This window comes from uncultured Mucilaginibacter sp. (genome assembly GCF_903893715.1).
GTDB lineage: Bacteria > Bacteroidota > Bacteroidia > Sphingobacteriales > Sphingobacteriaceae > Mucilaginibacter.
Genome location: NZ_CAITNG010000027.1, coordinates 1 through 18,975 on the forward strand (window position 1 = coordinate 1; position 18,975 = coordinate 18,975).

10 protein-coding genes and 1 pseudogene are annotated in these 18,975 nt (G+C 42.2%); 3 read left to right on the top strand and 8 right to left on the bottom strand.

Translation table 11 applies throughout. From position 1 onward, the window contains the following. The 3 genes and pseudogenes from QZX97_RS03725 to QZX97_RS03735 form a co-directional block, all read left to right on the top strand. Nucleotides 1-137: pseudogene (locus QZX97_RS03725) on the top strand (integrase core domain-containing protein); the annotation flags it as partial. Next, nucleotides 130-699, top strand: coding sequence for a hypothetical protein (locus QZX97_RS03730; RefSeq protein ID WP_295654657.1), 570 nt, complete (start codon nucleotides 130-132; stop codon nucleotides 697-699). The pseudogene QZX97_RS03725 and the gene QZX97_RS03730, both read left to right, overlap by 8 nt. A 164-nt stretch (nucleotides 700-863) precedes the next feature. Beyond that, entirely contained in the window at nucleotides 864-2,051 is a 1,188-nt protein-coding gene (locus QZX97_RS03735; protein ID WP_295654659.1) for an alginate lyase family protein, read from the top strand. Nucleotides 2,052-2,220: 169 nt separating this feature from the next. On the opposite strand, the gene QZX97_RS03740 is transcribed toward QZX97_RS03735, so the two are convergent. From QZX97_RS03740 to QZX97_RS03775, 8 genes are all read right to left on the bottom strand, one after another. Beyond that, on the bottom strand, nucleotides 2,221-3,096 hold the full coding sequence (locus QZX97_RS03740) for an AraC family transcriptional regulator (protein WP_295654660.1): 876 nt from the start codon (nucleotides 3,094-3,096) through the stop codon (nucleotides 2,221-2,223). Nucleotides 3,097-3,277: 181 nt separating this feature from the next. Further along, nucleotides 3,278-7,345 (bottom strand): hybrid sensor histidine kinase/response regulator transcription factor, encoded by a 4,068-nt coding sequence (locus tag QZX97_RS03745; protein ID WP_295654662.1) that lies wholly within the window; start codon nucleotides 7,343-7,345, stop codon nucleotides 3,278-3,280. A gap of 149 nt (nucleotides 7,346-7,494) precedes the next feature. Then, a complete protein-coding gene (locus QZX97_RS03750) occupies nucleotides 7,495-8,703 on the bottom strand; it encodes a glycoside hydrolase family 88 protein (RefSeq protein ID WP_295654664.1) in 1,209 nt (402 codons plus the stop codon). Nucleotides 8,704-8,713: 10 nt separating this feature from the next. After that, nucleotides 8,714-9,898 carry an alginate lyase family protein gene (locus QZX97_RS03755; protein WP_295654666.1) on the bottom strand — a complete coding sequence of 395 codons (1,185 nt, stop codon included), beginning with the start codon at nucleotides 9,896-9,898 and terminating at the stop codon, nucleotides 8,714-8,716. A 5-nt stretch (nucleotides 9,899-9,903) separates the two neighbouring features. After that, nucleotides 9,904-12,357 carry a glycoside hydrolase family 2 TIM barrel-domain containing protein gene (locus QZX97_RS03760; RefSeq protein ID WP_295654668.1) on the bottom strand — a complete coding sequence of 818 codons (2,454 nt, stop codon included), beginning with the start codon at nucleotides 12,355-12,357 and terminating at the stop codon, nucleotides 9,904-9,906. 95 nt (nucleotides 12,358-12,452) lie between these two features. Beyond that, nucleotides 12,453-14,396 carry a RagB/SusD family nutrient uptake outer membrane protein gene (locus QZX97_RS03765; RefSeq protein ID WP_295654670.1) on the bottom strand — a complete coding sequence of 648 codons (1,944 nt, stop codon included), beginning with the start codon at nucleotides 14,394-14,396 and terminating at the stop codon, nucleotides 12,453-12,455. A 93-nt stretch (nucleotides 14,397-14,489) separates the two neighbouring features. Then, the gene (locus QZX97_RS03770) at nucleotides 14,490-17,738 is read right to left on the bottom strand and encodes a TonB-dependent receptor (RefSeq protein ID WP_295654671.1); all 3,249 of its coding nucleotides are present in this window, start codon (nucleotides 17,736-17,738) and stop codon (nucleotides 14,490-14,492) included. An 860-nt stretch (nucleotides 17,739-18,598) separates the two neighbouring features. Then, nucleotides 18,599-18,829, bottom strand: coding sequence for a hypothetical protein (locus QZX97_RS03775; protein WP_295654673.1), 231 nt, complete (start codon nucleotides 18,827-18,829; stop codon nucleotides 18,599-18,601). Nucleotides 18,830-18,975 lie beyond the last annotated feature (146 nt).

Below are 18,975 nucleotides of genomic sequence, written 5' to 3' on the forward strand. Positions count from 1 at the left end.
CCATGAAGAATGTGGTCAAACTGGATAACTATTACTACCCATCTGAACTGGAAGAAGCACTCGGGAAATTCGTCGAGGTTTACAACCATCAGCGCTATCACGAATCGCTCCAAAATCTAACTCCTGCAGATGTTTTTTTATGATCTGAAAAAACTAAAGGCACATTATATCCTGCTCGACCAAAAAGACATCCAGGCCGGCTTCAAGAAAAAACATGCCGACTACAGGGAAGCAAAAGAAGTATTGAACATAATCGCTGATCACCAGCATAGCCCGGCAGAGTTCAAAGAACTAGTTGAAGACATGGTCGGCAAGGCCGGAGCGCCTGGCTTATGGTATTCCAACGGGATGTTCCGTTTAAAAACTGGCCTGTTTAAACAACAAATCGGTTTCCGAAAACTGATTGAAACTGTCCGCAGCAACCTGGACAAAAGCCCGCAATACATTTACCAAATGGCTAAAGACATCACCAAAGGTATAAAGGGCGTCGGCCCCAATTTCATTGGGGAGATCATGATGACCTATGCGCCGGATAAACTGGCCAATATCAATCAAAACCTCATCACGGTTCTGCGGAAAGAAGGCGGCGCTGACATCAAAGCCTATTCATCCAGTTACAATGGAACCAACTATGAAGAATACAATGCGATCATCAATGTGATTAGTAGGGTTGTATGGTGCTTTTTTGTTAAGGGGTAACTTATAAGCAACATAGATAATGCTTGTACCAATTTCTCAGTATTTCTTCAAAAATCACGTTTAAACCTAGTCCAATTATAGACAATCGAGCATTATATGATGTTAAAAAAGCATATTTTCACCTCAGGCGCTTTAGCTAATTTGCAGCTTTAACCTACAGAAAAATGATGAAACTAAAATGTATAATTGGCTTACTCGCTATTTTTTGTTTACAGCGTACTTTAGCACAGGTGCCAAAGCTTATTTTGCTCGACCCCAATCATATGGTTGCTCAGAAAAACAATTTCAAGAATGGCAGCCCTACCGTAGTAAAGGAGGTAAACCTGGTTGTAAAAACAGCCAATAAAATGCTTGGCGATTCACCTGTTTCGGTGATGGACAAAGCGTTTACGCCACCAAGTGGCTCCAAGCACGATTACATGAGCATGGCACCTTATTTTTGGCCCGACCCAACTAAACCTGATGGCTTGCCTTATATCCGTAAAGATGGGCAGCGCAATCCTGAAATCAAAAAAATATCCGATGATGAGTTCATGAACGAACTCACCAGAAAATGCAAATTTCTTTCATTAGCCTACTATTTTACAGGCGACGAAAAATATGCGGCCAAAGCCAATCAATTGCTTAAAGTTTGGTTTATTGATACGGCAACTCGTATGAACCCCAACCTCAATTATGCTCAAGCTATTCGCGGGGTAAACGATGGGCGTGGTATAGGTATTATCGAATCGCGTTGCCTTAACAACCTCATAGATTGGATGGCCCTGATGGAAGGCTCAAAATCGTTTATTTATCATGAAGCCATTAAAACTTGGTATAAACAATACCTGAATTGGCTGCTTACCAGCAAAAATGGTATCGACGAGCATAACTCAAAAAACAACCACGGCACACACTACGATACCCAGGTAATAGCTGATGCCATTTTCACAGGCGATAAGGAATTGGCGAAAAAAATACTTGAAGGTAGTAAGCAACGCATAGGGTTACAGATTGAACCCGATGGCAAGCAACCCCTTGAATTGGAGCGCACCAACGCGCTTGGCTACAGTAGTATGAATCTAATTGGCTGGACTAATATAGCTCAATTGGCCGATAAAATAGGTGTGGATATTTGGAATTTCACCACCCCCGATGGCAGGAGCATACACCGGGCTTTTAACTGGCTTGCACCGTATGCACTCGGCGAAAAGCCCTGGACCTACCAGCAAATTGGCCCCTTTAAAAAGGATGAGTTTTATCAGCTTTTGGTGCTGGCCTCGAATAAATATGGCGACAAAACCTATGCGGACAAAGCAAGTGTCATAGAAAAGAACGACGACTCGTATCTTACCGACCTACTTTACAACTAATAACTTATTACCTATCGCAAACAAATGCGTCCGATAATATCGGGATGCATTTGTTTGCGATAAATCGATAGATGATCCATTGTTAAACAAACGAAATACCTTAAGATATTGGCCCTTGATAAATATTATAGTTTAAGCGTGAAAAGAATTAAAAATGATTTGATTTATACTACGATGCCATCTGCATAAATTCTTTCTGAAAAGTTAGCGGGCTTTTCCCTGTTATTTGTTTAAAATACTTATGGAAACAGGCATAATTATTGAAACCGCTTTCATAACAGAGTTGTTTAATGATGAGCTTATTTTCGATGAGCAGCTTACAGGCGTAACCAACCTTTATCTCGATGAGGAACTGAGAATAGGTTTTTTGGGTACGCGATTTAAAGTAACGACAAAATGAACTGGGGCTGATATTGGCCAGTGCCGCTATCTCTTCCAACTGGATATTGTTTTTAAAGTTTGCCAGCGAATATTCATAAATCACATTGATTCGGTCATCTTCAGAAACTTCTGAGTTATTGCCGAAACCGATTGAAGACAAAGGTGTAACATGTAAGCTGAAGGCAACAGCATTTAAAGCTTCTATTAGCAAAACAATACGCTCCGAACCTTCCGACAGGATCATTTTTTCCAATATATCAGCTACAGCTACCTTTGTTTTGCCTGTCAACTTTATGCCGCGGCGTGACTTCTCGATCACTGTTTTCATCATCTTGTTTTCGGGCAATTGTAAAAACTGCTCACCCCAAAAATTTTCGGCAAAATGGGCAGCTCTAACTTCAGGACTGTTGGTGTTATCTTCTTTAAAATAACACTCATCAAACCGGAGGTAGTGCGGCAACTGCGAACCGATAAGCAGTACATCGCCGGTCTTAAACTCGTTAATGCTATCCCCAACAAACTGTTTGCCACTTCCTTTTTTTATGTGGATGAGCTCTACCTCAGGGTGATAATGCCATTTGTTGTTAAAGTGAGGTACAAAATCCTGTTGAACACTAAACGACTGCGCGGGCCCTGCAGAAACTTTGAGTAATTGTGGTTTCATAAACTTTGGTACAATTGGTTTGGTTATTAAAATACTAATGATTTTAATAACCAAATATAGCCCAATCCTGCTTGCGAAAACCATGGCATTTCAGGAAAAATCACACGACAATTGTGTCTCTCATTATTGTAAAAATAATTTTATAAAGTGCAAATAACTGTAAATTAACTAATTACACACATCATTGCAATTCATCCAATTTGGATAGGGGGTGCTCTCGGGGTGTATGGCTAAATTGCTCTTTAAAGCATTTCCTAAAATAATTCACGTCTAAAAAACCAACCATATACGCTACCTCGTTAACAGTAAACTGCCCATTAGCCAACAGCTGCGCCGCGCGCTTTATCCTGATACTCCTGATAAACTCTACCCCTGTTTGGTTGGTAAGCGATTTGATTTTTTTGTAAAAGGAGCTCCTGCTCATGGCCACTTCCTGACTCAATTGTTCAACGCTAAGTTCAGGGTTTGTAATATGCAACTCGATATAATTAAGCATTTTGTTTAAAAATGCTTCATCCAGGTTATTGATGGTGATGTTCTGTGGGTCGAGCTTGACCTCCCGCCGATAACGCTGCCTTAACTTTTGTCTTGTTTCTATCAGGTTCCAAACTCGGGCCTCCAGCATGCTGAAGTTGAACGGTTTGGTGATGTAATCGTCGGCCCCGGTTTCTATACCTTCCATTTTGAAGATGAACTGAGTGCGAGCAGTTAATAATATCACCGGTATATGGCTGGTATATACATCCGATTTTATTTCCTGACAAAGCTCCATGCCGTTTTGTCCGGGCATCATCACATCGCTAATGATGATATCAGGAATAATTTCTTTGGCCGCCTTAAAACCCGACAACCCGTTTAAAGCTGTATGCACTTCAAAATCGCCTTCGAAACCTGCCTTTATAAAATTCAACACATCTTCGTTATCTTCTATGATCAGCATCGAAAAACTCTCCCTTGCTTCACGGTTCAATATCTCTATCTTCTTTAATTGTAATTGCGACTTTATCGGTCTTTCTGTATATTGATAACTCAGCACATCTTCACTGTCGGTAAACTTCGCATTCAACTCGTCTTGTTTAAAATGAGCTTTGCCAAGCGGCAACTTTACTGTAAATTTTGTAAAGCCCTTTTTACCAATGGTTTCGGGCATGCTTTCAACCTCCAGTTTACCATAGTGCAGCCCCACAAGTTCTTTTGAAAACGCCAGGCCTAAACCGGTGCCCTCTATGCGCAGGTTACTGTTGTGATAAAATTGAGTGAATATCTTATCTATGTTTTCTGGAAATATACCGCAACCGTTATCCTCAACTGCAATAGCGACAACATCTTCGTTGGCCGGTTGGCTTATACGCACCACAATACGCCCGTAATTATAGGTAAATTTAATGGCATTTGATAACAGATTATAGAAAACCTTTTCCAGTTTATCGCCATCAAAACAGATCTTCAGTTCGTCCACGTCGGTATCCAGTTTTATCGAAATGTTTTTTGCCCTGCCCAGTCCATTAAAAGCTAATACTATTTCCTGCACAAATCCTACGATATCTGCTTCGGCGGCCTGTATGTACATATGGCCCGTTTCCAGTTTCTTTTTATCCAGCAATTGGTTCACCAACCTCATTAGCCGCTCGCCATTCCGTTGCATTAAACCAAGCTGGTGCTGTAATTTGTTGTTGCCCAGGTTCATTTCTATCATTTTCTCCAGAGGTGCCATAATCATGGTGAGCGGCGTTTTGATCTCGTGCGATATGTTAACAAAAAAGCTCAGCTGTTTGCGGGCCAATTCTTGGTCCTTAGCATGGTTTATGGATTCGTATTTCAAATCATTTTTTAAACGTTCTGTTTTTTTTGAGTAAATATTGAAAAGGTACAACAAACAAATAACCAACGCCAGGTAACCTGCATAAGCATAGTAGGTTTTCCACCACGGCGGGAGGATATTTATTTTGAGTACACGTGGACTGTTATTCCAAATACCATCGTTGTTGGCTGCCTTTAGTTTAAAATAATACGTGCCGGGATCAAGGTTGGTATAGGTAGCCATCTGCTGGTTACCTACGTAATGCCAGTCGTTATCCGAAAAACCATCCAGCTTGAATGCAAACTGGTTTTTTTGAGGGTTAATATAATTGAGTGCCGCAAACTTGATACTAAAAAAAGTTTGACCATGGTTCAACGTAATTTCGTCCGTTTCATCTATCGGCTTTTGCAATGGCGCCCCTTGAACATTAAACGACACAGGCTTGTTCAATATCAAAAAGTCGGTAAATACAATAGCGGGCTTTACCTTATTTATCTTTATCCGCGCCGGGTCAAAAGCTGTAAGGCCGTTTATACCACCAAAAACCAAATTGCCGCTATTGGCCTTTAATGCGGCACCGGTTGTAAACTGGTTGCTTTGCAGGCCATCCTCCACACTATAATTGGCTACAGACACTGCATCACGATCAAAGGATACGTTAAATTTCTTAAACCCGATGCACGACAAGCCCTTGTTGGTACTGAGCCATAAGCGCCCCGATTTATCCTCTAAAATACTATGTATGGTATTGTTTGCGATACCCTGAGTTTCGGTTATGCTGTAAAATTTCCTGGTTTTTGTATCGAAATAATTCATACCACCGCCATCGGTACCGATCCACAAGCGTTGATGACTGTCTTTAAAAACAGATAAAACAGCATCGTTGGTTAAGTTGTTCGACTTGTTTGGATTTGCCCTGTACGAAGTCAGCACCTTAGTGCCGATGTCCAAGTGATTCAGGCCGTTATCTGCTGTACCCACCCATAAATCGTTTCCATCTTTATATAGGGCCAATATCCTGTTCTCGGTGGTATGGTAGCTGTGTAAAGCTCCGCTATTTTCGAGATAATAAAGCCCGCTAAAGTTTGTGCCTATCCACATGCCTCCTTTATCCTTCAACAACACAAAGTTTTGTATAAAACCGGGCACGTTGGGCTTGGGTAATATATGCGTATTTTCAAAAGCATTTGTCCGTTTATCAAAAACACTCAACCCGCTGCCGGTAGCTATCCACAGTTTATTCGGGTCAGTGTGCTCGGCAATACTTTTGATACTATTGCCCAATAATTCGCGACTGGCACCATTATATTGATAGTAGCTGTGGTTATACTGTAATCCGTTATCAACTTTGTTCAGGCCTCCATCATCTGTACCCACCCAAAAATTTCCGTCCCTATCTTGAAAAATAGCATTAATGATATCATATGACAGGTTGTTACTGCCGCCTTTTTTTAGCCCCAGGTAATAAAAATTATCAAATTGGCTGTAAACGCAATTTAAGCCGCCGTTAAATGTACCGATCCATACATTGCTTTCATTATCCTTAAAAATATCACGAATGGAGTTTTGGCTTAGTGAATTAGGGTTGAAAGGATCGTTACTATAACCGCTGATATCCCCGGTCTGGGTGTTGATGATGTTGAGACCCTTTTTTGTGCCAACCCAGATGATATGGTTGCCGGTTTCAAGCACTGCTCTAACAGTATTACTCAGCAAACCATTATTTTGATCGTAGTTTATACAGTTTGCTGTTTTGGCATTATAGTAAAACAGGCCATTTGTTTCCGTAGCGATCCAATAATTATTATCAACATCCTGGCTAATGTTGCGGATAACCGTACCCGCAAGCTCCTTGCTTTGCTTTAATTGTACAGGTACCGATAAAAGCCGCGCTTTAACAGGGTCGTATATTTTTAGCGTTTGCCCGCTTCCTATCCACAAATGTTTATCCCGGTCAATATATAAACATTCGGTTTTCTTATCACGGCAAATTGCCGAACGGGTTATCACCGTATTCTTTGGCTTTATATTGCGTGTATCCACATAAAACAATCCGCTATTGGTACCTATCCATAGCACCTCTTTGCTATCTTCGGCTATACTCAAAACAGTACAACCCTGGTTTGAGCCCGATATTTTAAATCGGGTAAAGCTTTCCTTTTCGGGATCAAAAAGATTTAAGCCATCAACTGTACCAACCCATATCCTCCCGATCTTATCTTCAAACAGCTTATTTACCTTGTTATTGCTGATGCTGTTTACATTGTTGATCTCGTTTTTGTAAACCTTAAACTCGAGGCCGTTATATTTGCTCAGGCCATCATAAGTTGCTACCCATAAATAGCCTTTTTTGTCTTGCAGCACCGATAGTACTGTGTTTTGGGGTAAACCGTTATCAACGTTTATGCTTTTAAATATGAGCGGGGCTTGGGCATAAGTTATCTGCACCCTTAAAAAAAAGGCACAAAAAAAAACGATCATTATAAAACGACTTTTTCCCAAGGAGTATGATTATATCAGGCTTGCCAACAAAATTGATCAACACTAATTTAGCTGTTTTTTTCCATAAAACCAGCAAATCTCAAAAATGACTATTATTAGGGAATAATAGTCAAAACAGGTTTGTTGTTCATCAGGTTGTTCTTTCGCAACAGTGCTTCCAAGTAATAATAGTCGGCATAGCTTAATGGCTTGTCAACTTCGGTATTGGTTAGTTTGGTACCTATGCTGTGTAGTAAAATAAAGCCCCTGTTTGTGCCTGGGCCGGCTGCGTATCCTTCGGTTAGGCTTTTTAATATCCTGTCGGCCTTCGTTCTAAAAAAACTACCGTTAACACTATAGGTACACAATTCGTAAAGTGCCGATGCCATAACCGCTGCAGCTGATACATCGCGCGGCTCATTCGGTATTCCCGGTGCATTATAATCCCAATAGGGTACCAGGTCTTTAGGAAGGTTAGTGTTGTTCAAAATAAACCTGGCCACGTTTTCTGCCTGCTCAAGGTATGCCTTGTTATGGGTTTCGCGGTAGCACATGGTAAAACCGTAAAGCGCCCAACTTTGGCCCCGTGCCCACGCCGACTCATCGGCATAGCCCTGATGTGTTACCCTTTTTAACACGGCACCGGTTTCGGGATCATAACTTACCACATGGTAAGAACTATAATCGGCCCTGAAATGGTTTTTCATGGTGGTATTGGCATGGCTAACGGCTATTTTATAATACGATGAATCGCCGCTTAGTTTTGTTGCCTCAAAAAGTAGTTCAAGGTTCATCATATTGTCGATGATTACCGGGAATTTCCACTCCCTGTTGTCCCACGATTTGATACAACCAACCTTAGGATTGAAACGAGTAGAAAGCATCTTTGATGCTTCTAAGATCACATCCTTATCATGCGCTTCATGGGTAAGCTTCCAGGCATTGCCAACGCTGCAATATACTTTAAAGCCCATATCGTGCGTAGCGCCGTTGGTCTTTTCCTGCTCAACAGGTGTTGTAAATGCTTGGGCCTGTTTTAGCCATATCGGCTTGTGTGTATATGCATACAGGTACCAAAGTTCACCCGGAAAAAAACCACTGCACCAATCCTTTGATGCTACCAATACCAGGTCTCCCTGCGCAGATAAGCTGCGAGGTGATATCCCTGCTTTACCGGCTGTTTTGGCCTGTGCCACTTCATTGAGCATCAACATGGTTTGCTTTTCAGCGATACTAAAACCTTTCTTCACTATATCCTGCCCGATAGCATTAAATTGCGCCGCCAGTATTACTGCAAACAAAATGGTATACTTTTTCATCTTCATGATTTGATCTTCAATTTATCCAAATAAGCGGATGCCTTACCGGCAGGTTGCGTATCACCTCGTCAATAACAGGGTGATGATCCAGCCCCTTCCAGGTTGCAAACCATTGTTTGTTTTGAAAGGCCATGGCTCCGAATAACAATGATGGTTGTGCTACAGGCCAGTTTTCCCAATACATTACATCGTGCGCAAAAGGCCATTTACTTTTATCGGCCAGATAAGGATATAAATATTCGATACCTTTTTTTATCGAACGTCCGTCGACGGTTTGGTATGTCCATAAGTTGTTTTTTGGCGTAGATAATATCTGGCACAACGTGGTCAAAGCATCCAGGTCGAATATGGAATATCCAAAAGGTTTAGTCCGTTTCAGCTCCAACCGGAGGCTGCCATTTTCATCCATTTGCGTGGGTAGCAGGATAGTTTTAAACCTGTTGATGCAAGTATCAGTAATGACACCGTTATTTGTAAACCGACTAAAGCAGGCCACCTGCATGGTCCAGCAGGTGCCATGGTTGTTTTTAGCAGACTTCTCTTCCAACCCGTTTTTACTAGTGGTTAACCAAAGTAAATATTGTTCAAACCACTGGTGCACACCGGCTGCCAATTTTTTATCCATCAATGGCGACTGTTCCATTACCATAAAGCCCTGAACTACTTCCATTAACTGGATAGTATCAATAATACCGATCCCCCTGCCTGTGGTAATACCTTTTAAAGCCTGCGCATATTGTAAATTAGGGTTCATCATCGTTTCGGCATCGGTAAACCAGGCCCTTAAATGAATAGCTGCCTGTTTAACGTACTTAACATTGTGCGTCAGTTTATAGGCCGAGGCCAGGGCACCAATAATGCGGCTGAACCTGATCATGGCTAAGCGGTGCGCTACAAAATTGTCAGGATTGGTTAACCCATCCTTCTGGATATATGGGCCATCCGGTTTTTTAGGGTCGGGCCACCAATAATCACCTTCCGAATAGAAATCGTGCTTGCCACCGGCACTGCGGCTACACGTTTGCGCAGTAACGGTAACCGGTGCCTGCTGCATTGCCCAGCCAGCTTCTGTAATAACATCATTGTATAAAACCGACCTAACCTGTTTATTTGTAGGTACAACAGGTTGTTTCCAACCAGTGTTTACAAAAACACTCATCAATAGCATTAAAACCAAATTCAATTTTTTAAGCTTATCCATGTTTGTTAAAGCGTGATAAATTCACTTTTTAAACCCGGCGATTGAACTCCAACAATACTTTTACCCCCATTGGTTTTAACCGATATGATAGCCCGTCCATTATAAGCCTGTACCCTGCGCGAGCCTCGCGAAGTACCCAGGTCATCTATCAGTTTGCCATCGCCTGCCAATGAAAATAAAATTTGGTTTTTGGAATCGAGGCACCACCTGTTGTTGGCGTCCAATATTTTAACTTCAACTGTAGTTAAACCATTCTTTTCGTTTGTCTTCACAATAGCTAATTTAGCCGACTTACCCCATTTTTCGGTTTGATAGCGCTGATCTAATTCATCTATAACTTTTGTTGTGCCCTTTTGGGCGATAACTTTAATATGGTTATTACCGATTTTCAAAGGCACCATCCACCTTAAACCTGCTGCAGGGAAATCCTGGCTATCTCGTCTTTTCGTTCCATAGCTCTTACCATTTACAATCAGCTCGGCATCATTACAATTCGAATAAACCTTTATAGTTTTTAACTCACCGGCATTACCCCACCTTACGGGCCAATTATGCCCGAATATATGCACCATCGGCTTTTCAGCCCAGTACGATTGAAAAACATAGTACGATTCCTTTTTGGTTAGGTCGTGCTCAACAACGCCTTTTTGGTTCATAAAGGGTATCGGGTTATCCGGCCTCACCGGCGTTGCAAAATCTTTAAAGGTCCAAAATGCCGACCCTGTTAACCAAGGCATAGTTTCCTGCTCTTTTAATGTCCAATCGAACAGGTCGCAAATATAACTTTCGCTCCAGTCACCTTCGCTCGATACACGTGCATCACCTCCCTTTAAGCTGGCATCACCTAAACGTTCATCTGCATCGGCCCCACCACGGACGCGGGTTAAAAAACTTTCCGGGTTTTCGTCATATCTTAACGCTTGGCTATCGCCGCCCCATTCAATATGTAAAAAGTGTTTTACCTTTTTGAACTCCTTTTCGGTTACCGCTTCATAATCCTTATAAATACCACGATACCAGCCTGCCCATATCGATGGCGAATAAACATCTACAATGTCTTTACAAAAATCGCAGCGCCGTATCGCTGTCTTACGCGAAGGATCAAGTCGATGTGCTCTGTCGTTTTGCTCCTGCATAAACGCTCTGATCTTTTGCTTGTCAAACACTGAAAAATCGCCTTCCCAATCATTCTCGTTACCCAACCCCCATATAATTACCGCCGGGTGATTGTAATGTTGCTCAATCATATTGGTGAGCATACTGCGTGCCTGATTTTTATACGTATCTCCGCCCAGCCCACCACGGCACCAGGGTTCTTCTTCCCAAACCATCAAACCAAGGCTGTCGCACAGGTTCAATATTATGGGCGATTGCTGGTAATGCCCTAAACGAATAAAGTTGGCTCCCATATCTTTTATCAATTGCATCTCTTTCCGCATCATGTCTTCGGTAACAGCAGAGGCAACGCCTGCCTGGTCATCGTGCCGGTGAGTACCTTTTAGCAAAACGCGTTGGCCGTTGAGCTTAAAAGGGCCATTATCAACAAATTCAAAGTTGCGGAATCCTATTTTTTCGACCTTTGTCTCCGTGATATTATTGTAGCTCACCAGCGTCTCAACCGTATAGAGCTTGGGGCTTTTTGCCGACCATAATTCAGGACTAAGTATATTAAACGACCCAATGGGTATATCACCATCAAGATTTTTTAGTAGGACGCTGGTGTCTATACTTACTTTATTATCGGGTCCAAAAACCTTTAAGTTCACCGTCGCCGAAGTAATTTTATCGGGGTTATAAAACCTTATTTTTGCGGTCAAATGCCCTTTTTTACCTTGCTCGTCAACGGTTGCCGAAGCAAAGACTTTATCGATGGACAGGGCCGGAACATAAACAAGGTTTAAGTAACGGTACAAGCCTCCGTAAATGCAAAAATCCGACAGACGCGAAGGGATACTCTCCAAATCGCGACTGTTATCGCACCTGATTATCAAAGGCACCTTGCCGTTAAACTGTTTTTTACATACTTCGGTTTGTTTAAAATCTTCAACAGCTTTGGAAATATCTACAGTCCATTCATCATACCCGCCCAAGTGCGAACCTACTTTTGTGGTATAGATGTATACGTCTGTTTTTTGACCTGCACCATCAAAATGTAACAACGTATGCCCATTTTGGTAAGCATTATTGACATCCAATTGGGTACGGTACCAGCCTGGACCTTGGTAATAGTTACCATCAGGGTCAACGGCATCGCGGCTATTAAAACAATGGGGCAAAGTTACCATCGACCATACCGGCACACTTTCGGGGCTACCGGCGGTTACCGGCCTTACCGCTTCCCAGATGCCACCAAGGTCCTGCTTTATAAATTCCCAGTTATTGTTTAACCTGATACTATGTTGGGCAGCCACATTATGGCCAAAAACGACCAAAACAACTATGGACAAAAATATTTTCAATGGTATAAGTATTTAAATGTTAGCCTATTAACGTGTAAAAAATTACCCCTAAGCAACACTGCTTAAAGGTAATAATTAATTAGGGGAAGAAAGGGTTACCATCCGGGATTTTGCGCCGAAGCGGGTATTGCCGGATTTAATTGTAATTCGGATATAGGTATAGGGAAAAGAACATCTCGGGCTGCTACGTTTTTGTAAGGGGTTAAAGCACTCACCTGTCCGGTATAACCATAAGTTGATGTGGCCGACGCTGTTGGTGCAAGCACCGTTGCCGGGAAAGATAGCGGGCCGATATTATAGGCAGCCTGCCCCGCAGTAATAATGGTCTGCATGTTGGCCATCACGGTTAAAAATGTCCCCCAACGATATAAATCGAGTTTGCGATGGCCTTCGCCTCCCAACTCCAACGATCTTTCCATCATGATCTCCTGGCGAAGTGTTGCTTGCGTCCAGTTAGCTGCAGCAGTCAGATCGCATTGTGTGGCATAATTGAACAAAGTAGCTGTTGCCGTTGACGTTGTGCCTGTTGTTGGCGGAGCGATAGTAATTGTAGGGGCTGAGGTATAACCCGCTCCGCCATCGGTAATGGTGATAGCTGTTACCTTACCACCCGAAACCGTAGCTGTTGCAGCTGCAGTACGCGTAAAGCCGCCGCCCGTAAAGGTAATTGCCGGTGCTGTAACATAGCCTGTACCTGCGTTAGTAATAGCTGTCGAAAAAACATACTGTCCGTTAAGAGCCTTACCATAACCACGCTCCCTTATCATATTAATATAGGCAATATTGTTGATATCGTTCGGTCCTTCAATTTCGTTATCAGCCTCAGCGTACATCAGCAACACGTCTGAGTAGCGCAATAGCGGCCAATTTGTACCTCCAAAGTTTTTAACGCCTATACTTGCAGCAGTTTCATAAGTGCGGCGCCATTTTGCCATTGGCCTGCCCCAAACCGCTGTTGCCGACGTGTTGGCTGTACCATTGGCTATAGCCTGTGTGGCATTCGCGGCGGTGGTACCTGCCGGGCTCAGGTAGTAAAAATTACCCAATGTCCAGTCGCGGCGCAAATCGCCTTTACCAAACGAGTTATAATAGTTGCCTGTACCTTCGTATAAGCCCTGCATAAAGGCATTTTGCGTGTTGGTGTTGTTAATCCCTATGGTCGAACCAAAACGTTCGTAGGCAAAATAAGTTTCAGGGTTACTGCTGTAAAACTCTACTTCCCAAATGCACTCTTGCAAATCTTCAACCTTGGCGCTTTCATTGATAAACACTTTGGTATAATCCGGATTCAAACTATGGGCACCACTATTTATCACTTTCAGTGCCCAGGTACGGGCCTGCGGATAAAAGGTGGGATCGCTTAACCGACCTGCCGCATGCAGGCAAACCTTGGCTAATATACCATCGATACAAGTGGTTGATACCCGTCCGGTTGTGCCTTGTAAAGTAGCCGAATTGACCAATGGCTCGGCAGTGGTCATGTCCTGAATAATTTGAGCAAAAACCTGTTTTTGCGGTGTGCGTGGTATGCTGATGTCAGTTACTCCGCTTGTAGGTTGTAACTTTAATGGAACATCACCCCAATAACTTGTCAGGATAAAAAAGTAGTATGCTCTTAAAAACAAGGCCTCGCCCATAATTTCGTTTTTGGTAGCGGTTGCCACCGTCGATTTGGGTATTGCGGCCAATAACAGGTTTGCCCGCTCAATACCGATGTATAAGTTGTTCCAGCAGTTAGTAAAATTGGCGTATGATGAACTTGCGTTGTAACATGAAGCAGATACGTTGGACGAACTACGAGCATAAATATCGTCAGCAGAGCATCCGGCTTCCAGAGATAAGAACCGTGAGAATGTCGACTCATCCGTATTGCCCAGTTCTGCATAAACAGACATGAGTGCCGACGTAAGCTGATCAGAAGTGGTATAATAAGTTTGCGGCGCAACAGAATCCTGCGGAAGTTGCACTAAGTATTTTTGGCACGACGTAACACAGATTACGGTCATGATTAATGTGAGTATGATGATTTTCTTTTTCATTTTGAGTTTTTTTTGAATGAAACTACCTTTCGCTTTTTACCTTGTTTGGTTTTTTTACTTGGATAATTATGTTTTCAATACACTATGTTAGCTTTAAAATGACAGATCTAAACCCATCGTTATCACTTTTGCCCTCGGATATGCCGAATAATCCATTCCCGGTGTTAAAGCCGATGGGAATGAGTTTACTTCGGGGTCTAAGCCTGAATATTTGGTCCATGTATACAGGTTTTGTGCCGAAACATATATCCGCAAGCTTGACATTCCTGCTTTTTTTATCAAATCGGTATTGAATCTGTAGCCTAAATTCACTGTTTTTAAACGAATGAATGATCCGTCTTCAACATCACGTGATGAATAGAAGGCCGGTTGGCTACCGCCTGCCGTTGCTACAGCATAAGTGTTGCTTGGGTTTGCGGGCGTCCAACGGTCGTCGTAAGTTGCAAACTGGTTTGCACCCTGCACGTTGGATATACCACCCCCACCTTCCATCAATATACGGTTTACATTCATAATCTGGTTTCCATAACTAAACTGGAAGAACACGTTCAAATCAAAACCCTTGTAAGTAAAGTTATTGGTAAAGCCGCCAATAAACTTAGGGTTAGGGTTACCAATAACGCCAGCATCGTTCACATCAATAACGCCGTCGGCGTTTGAGTCTTGATATTTCCAATAACCCGGCTTAACGGTTTTACCCGCCGTGCCATAATATGGCACACCGGCGTTTAAGGCATAAACACCCGGCGAGGTTTGAGTAAAATCTGATAATTGGTATACTCCGTTCGATGTTAAACCGTAAAACATACCTACTGGTTGGCCTATCTGGGCAATAAAGCCCGGCGATGCTGCTATGGTATTACCAGCCTCCCACTTAACAATAGTGGTTAAGTATTGCTGACCCGAGGTAAGCGACAATACCTTGTTTCGGTTAAACGAGATATTGAACGAGCTGCTCCAGCTAAAGTCTTTCTTGGTAATGTTGATCGTCGACAAGGAAATTTCAAGTCCCTTGTTTTGTACGGAGCCAATATTTTGAAAAGCCGACAAGTACCCGCTACTGCCTGGCAGCGATGCATTCAATAATAAATTTGAAGTGGTTTTGTTGTACACATCTGTTGTTAACGTAATGCGTTGATTTAAGAAACCGAGATCCAAACCAAAATCTGTTTCAATAGTGCTTTCCCATTTCAATGCAGGGTTTGCCAGGTTAATTGGATAGGTTCCATTGATGAGTACGCCGTTTGCAGAATAAGAACCGGCCAAACCACCTACTGATGCCCCTGTACCTAATAAAGCATAAGTGGCTTCGTCATTCACACGGTTGTTACCAATAATGCCATAGCTGGTGCGTAATTTAACATCGGAAACGATTTTATTGTTTTTCAAAAAATCTTCCTGGCTAATGTGCCATGCTAATGAACCGGATGGAAAATAGCCCCAAACATTACCACCTAAAAATTTCGAAGATCCGTCTGCCCTAAAACTCGCAGTGGCTAAATACTTGGAATCGTAGCTATAATTTACTCTACCTAAGAAAGACGCCAATGTATTTACTGATTTATAGGTGGTAATTACCGAAGGGGTACCTTGCGATAAACCATTTACGCCCAAACTTTCATTCGGCACTTTTAACGCGCCAAAGCTATTTGATGAGGTGGTATTCTGACCGATACTGAAACCTGTTAAAATGTTCAGCATATGTTTTTTTGCGAATACCTTATTGTAAGTTAGTGTATTTTCATTCACTAAATTAATCAGTTGGCCATTGGTAACTGATCCGTTTGGCCCGCCCTGCCCTAAAGTACTTATCGGGCTGCCCAAGCGCGATAGTGAGGTATTAAAACGGTCTGTTTCCAGATTACTGACATTTATGCCACCCGACATCTTCAATCGCAGATCTTTTAGAATACTGTAATCAATATAAGCGTTAGCAGTTAGCAGGCTATTATATTTATTGTTGATTTGTTGAGTGGCCGTTAAAATCGGGTTCCACTCATAGTTTGTAGCCGTAATTACGGCCGGATCCTGAGCGCCGGTGAGCAATGCATTTAAATCTTGCCCGGGCGCGGCCATTGGCCTATATCGCCATGTGCTTATTAATAAGGGATCGGCTGTGGTAAATGTACCACCAACCTGGTCGCCTCCCATAATAATATAGCTGTAATTGGCATTGATACCCACTTTTAATTTATCACCCAAATTCTGATCCAGTATCAAACGCGTTTGGTAACGTTTAAAGCCTGAACCAATAACTGTTCCATCCTGATTAACAAATGAACCGGAAACAGTATATTTAGTATCCTTTGTCCCGCCTCGGATCGATACATTATGGCTTTGCATGGCAGATTTTCGAAATATCTGCGATTGCCAGTCGATGCTGGGGGCATTAGCGTAAGCATCAACGGTTAAAGTTCCGGTTGGGTTATATAATGGGCTGTAAACGTTATACAAAGTATAGTCCGCATTATATGCGTTTACCGAATCCACCTCAAGTGTGTACTTTAAATAATTATATGGGTCCATTACCTTTACGGTATTGGTGTTCGATTGAATGCCATAGTATGAATCGTAGGTAACCACAGGGGCTCCGGTTTTTCCCTTTTTGGTGGTTATAATGATAACTCCATTGGCGCCCCTTGCGCCGTATATAGCTGTAGAGGAAGCGTCTTTCAAGATATCGATAGATTCGATATCTGCCGGATTGATCGCGTTGTTGTTGTAGTTTTCGATAGGAAAACCATCAATTACATATAAAGGAGAGTTATCCTGAGTGACCGAATTTCCGCCCCTTATTACAATGGCAGGTGCAGCCCCAGGCTGGCCATCGGGCGAAGTAACCTGTACCCCCGCAACCCGTCCCGCCAAGGCGTCGTCGAACGATTTAACAGGCGCCTTGCCCAATTCAGCTACGTTTACCGATCCTACCGACCCTGTAAGGTCTTTGCGGTTAACCTGGCCATAACCTACAACCACTACCTCGCTCAGGCTGGTGGAGTTTTGATTAAGTACTACATTAATTACTTTTCGGGTACCTACCAGTTCTTCTTTCGAAACTAAACCAATATAACTGTATACCAAAGTAACCTTATCATTAGGTATGCTAATCGTGTAATTACCGTTTATATTACTTAATGTGCCATTGGTACTACCTTTTACTTTAACAGTTGCTCCAATAACAGTTTCGCCGTGGTCATCCGTTACCGTGCCGATTATTTTTATCGCGCCATTTTGCGCATACAATTTTGATGTGCACATCAAAATAATAGCCACCAGCTTAAACAGCCTTTTTACTGAGCGTTTGTCTGGTCTAAATAAATTTTGAGTAATTGTTTTAATCATAGCAATTATTAGGTTTATCAATTGGTTTTAAGTTTAAATTGCATGTTTTCAAGTTTTTTTGCAAACCATGGACGTAAAAAACAGCCTCCATGCAATAAAAAAAGTACTTGGTTTATAAATATTTGGTTAGTGCAAGTACTTCAATTTTTCACAAACTAAAAAGCACGGTATTGGCAACCTATTCAGCTGTATTTGCAACTTTTTATTTAAAAATTCGCAGCGGATTACACCTAATGATAAGGGTTGAGTTTGAAAATTGTGCGGGAACAATTTAAAAGACTTAATGCTCTTTTAATTGGGTGTAGGCTCTTAAGGGTTTGTTAAAGAGGAAGAAAAATAGGAGTTGACTTTTGAACATATATGGTCGCGTAAAACCTATGATCTTCCAAACAGAGCCTTATTATAAAGTCTGAATGCGAGAAAACTCTGCTTATCCCTGAGGGTGAACTTACCGGGTTTGGTAAACCGGCTTATGATCTTGATGGATGTATAGATAAGGCTCTATTTACGCTTTCAAAGCTGAATATTACCTATTCAGAAGCTCACACAACAGTTAAACGTAAGATAATTGGTTCGATATAGCCTGAAAATCTGTGTTTTGATGGAAAGACTTATCGAACCAATCGATTGAATGAAGACGCAACTCTTATTTACTTGATAAACTACAAATTAGAGGTAAAAAAATCAGACAAGACTTGATTTTTCAAGCTTGTCCAATCGGGTAGTAGCAGGACTCGAACCTCCATCCGTCATCCGACGGATTTGAGCCCGACGAGCTACCAAAATTTCGGATACAAAAAAAGCCTTTAACTTTCGTTAAAGGCTTCATTATTATTGGGTAGCCCTAGTAGGACTCGAACCTACGTCCATTGGCTAACGGATATAGCGGCAGGCTCGACTTTGGCTTTGCCATCCTTATCCGTAAATAAAAAACCCAACTCATCGGTTTCCATGACGTTGATATCATCGCTGTTATAGTTCTTTGTAGCATGATAAATGGCCGTTGCCACATTACTGACTTCGGAAATGTGATGAATGCTCTTGATGATACGGCCCGTGTCGAATGATAGCGTTTCTAGCTCAGGATTCATTTCAACTAAGGTAGGCAATCTTGGGTTGTACTTCATTTATCATTTTTATTTTTCAATTATGTTTACTAAATTTGAATGTTTACAATCCCCCTTATTTTGAAAATTGCCCGGCGGCTGGCTACGCCCGCCCGGAAGAACGCCCCCTG